Raw genomic sequence first — 2,933 nt, 5'->3', positions numbered from 1 at the left:
TCGTAGCGGTACTCCCGCGTCTGCTGCGCGTGACTGACGGAGGACGTCACCTCGGTCAGCCGTCCCACCGCATCGTAGCGATAGTGCACCGTCTCTTCCGGCGAGGTTTCCTGTATTAGCAGGCCGCGGCCGCGTACTGGAAGCGATGCTGCTCGCCTTCGCCGCGGCGAGAGGCACCTCCACGCCCGCCATCAATATCAGCGGCAAGTGGCTACAGGAAGCTGGGTTCGGCACCGGGCAACCGCTCAAGCTGAGTGTCATGCCGGGGTGTATCGTCATCACCGTGCAGGATATTCGGGAACTGTGGCGCTGTCTGGAAGGATTAAGCCGGGAGCCGTTTGATGAACGCGCCGCCGCCGACTGGCTTAACCGCTTTCCCGGCGGGTTGGATTTGGCGGGGATACTCAATCAGTAAATAACTGCGACTGAACGACAGGTAAAATAAAGCCGGAAGGATTGCTAGGATCGCTTCCGGCTTCATTTTATAATGGATAGTCATCAACTTTATTTATATCAATAAAATCCTTTAATTCCACACCGTATTTTGATAGTTGTTTCATAAGTTCATCTATTGAATCAAGATAAGTGTAACTTCCGACTCTATCGTAAGATGGATCTAGCTCATTCTCTATATCTTCCGCTAGAAAGTGAGAAACTCTGAGTTTAAATTTAGCGTCAGACTCATTGCATGAATTTGCATAAGGAGAACCACCTAGCATTGCTCCCGGCTCCGTTCTAAATGAATAGCTGGGCCTTAGATTATCTTGTAAAGATAATTCAATCCAAGAGCGATAGTCATCATCTCCGCCATTGAACTCTTTTATCAAGATCTTTCCTTGCAATAGATTTATAAGGTTTTTACTTTCCATATCTGATTACCCCTCTCTACCACGGGAAAAATATATGAATTATATTTCCATCAAATTCATGAATTTGTAAGTGCGGAAGATCACCGTCAGGATTATTGGGTCCATGTCCCATAACACGATTTTTGTTATTAGGGTCCATAACGTCATCCCAATGATAGGTTCCTGACTTCGTTTTATTTCCTTTGAGATATTCCATTATGTTTTTTGTGCTAGGACCTGACTCTCCCGTCATATTTTTATAGCCGGACCCTAAATATCTATCCATGAATAGCTGCTCTGCGTCACTTCTTGATTTGACAGTGACTTTAACCTCGCCGCTATCTAGTAATTTATTCGCCTTATCTCTGGTAACTGAACAGCCAGTTAATCCCAGCGGATCCACCCATCCCAGCGGATTCGGCGAATAAGCGTAGTTATTTAACCCACCCGCCAGCCCTATCGGGTCCGGCGAGATATACCCCCCGCCGGTGGGGTCGTGGTACCGAAATCGGTTGTAGCACAGCCCGCTTTACGCGTAACGCACCCATGCCCGGTAATGGTCGTTTCAAGGCGTCAGCTGGTTGGTTGCGAGTTGATCAATGAGCATATGAAAAGAGTATGACGAGGGACCACTCCAAGCTCAAAAAGCCTGCGCATACCCCTTTGTTATAGTCTCCAAAGGGGGGCTTTTTCAGGATGAGTGTCTCGAATTATATCGTTTCTTTTTACTGAACAATACTCTAGGAAAAATTAAACTCTAGCGGCAGTGAATACAACCTGCCCAGATTCGATTATCCACTAAATAACTAGTCGATATAGAGGGACTAGTGTCTGCAAAATTTAGATTATTTATTTCATCCAAGCATTGAAATAAAAAAAGGTCAAGACACTCCAAACCTGAACTGTGGATATATTTTATTTATTGATTAAACATTAAAAAAGATAAAATTTACTTATGGTTAATTTTGCAATGTGTGTAAAAAATATTTTTCATAATGTTACGCTGTTTGCACAAAGAAAAAACCGGCATCAGAATCATCTAAAATATTTTTCTTCAGAAAAAGATACCCTATAGAATCGGATAAGCCCAAAGCACCGCCGTCTTTTGATGGGACATCAGAAGAGTAAATTTGGCAAACAAAGTAATATTCGTCCAACAACTTATCGCAGCCTTTAAGGCCATTTGGTAACTCTTTCGAGAAATAAGAGAAGGCTGGGTAATCATAATCGCTTATTTCGTGAGGCTGTAGTGAGAAATAATTTGCTTCCTCTTGGGAACTTTCGTCTAAAAATGAAGAGTCACTGAGCACTACTTTGGTAAAACCTTTCTTTATATAATCGAATTCAATCGAATCACCAAAATACACAACATCATCCAAAAAATATCTAGATTCAGAATATGTCGAAAAAATGGACATAAACTTTCCATTAGGGAAATTAAAGCCCTTTAGTTTTTTATTTAAACGATCATTGTCAATTGTCATCACTAGTTTAAGATCTTCTCCTAGTGGGTTTTGGGGCCATCCCAGCGAGGGCCTACCGCCGAGAATAACCTCATAATCGTTACCGCAATTTTCATGTGTTAATTTATGAACAATCATTGTATCCCCCCTCTCTACCTTCCACATTTACCAAGTTTTATATAAAAAGCTTCGGATCTTTTTCTTAATTCAGCAACCACTTCGTTAGGAACACCTGCCCGCCTCATTGCTTCGGATGTGATATCCAATTCACCTGTAATCGTTGAAGCGAATTGGTTTGGTCCTAAACCATTTTGGGCCCTAACCACATTTTCATGATAATGAACGCCACCAATACTACGAGTATCCTTTAAAGGCCCCCTAGTATGGTGATCAAGATCCAGCGCTATAGAGGGATTACCACTCAAACGTGAATCGCCCGCTAATCCTGACTGTTTTAAAAATTCATGCCTGATGAGTTCATGAGCCTGTAATCCATCACCGACATTGCTCGAGCTATTAAGGCTTCCATATGTTCCAATATCAAACAAACTTGCCAAACCTAAAGGGTCTATCCAACAGATTGGATTTGGCACATACCCGTAATTGTTGTCCCCACCCAACA

The 2,933-nt window shown here is 42.7% G+C and carries 3 protein-coding genes and 2 pseudogenes; 1 reads left to right on the top strand and 4 read right to left on the bottom strand.

What is annotated here, in order from left to right; translation table 11 throughout:
- The first annotated feature begins 145 nt into the window (after window positions 1-145).
- Window positions 146-415, top strand: coding sequence for a SymE family type I addiction module toxin (locus tag AU511_RS16590; protein WP_100059687.1), 270 nt, complete (start codon window positions 146-148; stop codon window positions 413-415).
- A gap of 67 nt (window positions 416-482) precedes the next feature.
- Here the strand turns inward: AU511_RS16590 and AU511_RS16585 are convergent, their stop codons facing one another.
- From AU511_RS16585 to AU511_RS16570, 4 genes and pseudogenes are all read right to left on the bottom strand, one after another.
- Window positions 483-869: a hypothetical protein gene (locus AU511_RS16585; RefSeq protein ID WP_240503876.1), complete on the bottom strand. Its 387-nt coding sequence runs from the start codon at window positions 867-869 to the stop codon at window positions 483-485.
- 16 nt (window positions 870-885) lie between these two features.
- Window positions 886-1,377, bottom strand: a pseudogene (locus AU511_RS16580) (RHS repeat-associated core domain-containing protein); the annotation flags it as partial.
- Between the two features lie 469 nt (window positions 1,378-1,846).
- On the bottom strand, window positions 1,847-2,449 hold the full coding sequence (locus tag AU511_RS16575; protein WP_139829415.1) for a DUF1963 domain-containing protein: 603 nt from the start codon (window positions 2,447-2,449) through the stop codon (window positions 1,847-1,849).
- Window positions 2,450-2,463: 14 nt separating this feature from the next.
- Window positions 2,464-2,933, bottom strand: a pseudogene (locus AU511_RS16570) (PAAR/RHS domain-containing protein); the annotation flags it as partial.

The sequence above is a fragment of the Lonsdalea iberica genome (genome assembly GCF_002111585.1).
In the GTDB taxonomy this organism is placed as follows: Bacteria; Pseudomonadota; Gammaproteobacteria; order Enterobacterales; family Enterobacteriaceae; genus Lonsdalea; species Lonsdalea iberica.
The sequence above is the reverse complement of the archived record's forward strand: the minus strand, read 5'-3'. Positions and strand labels throughout refer to the sequence as shown.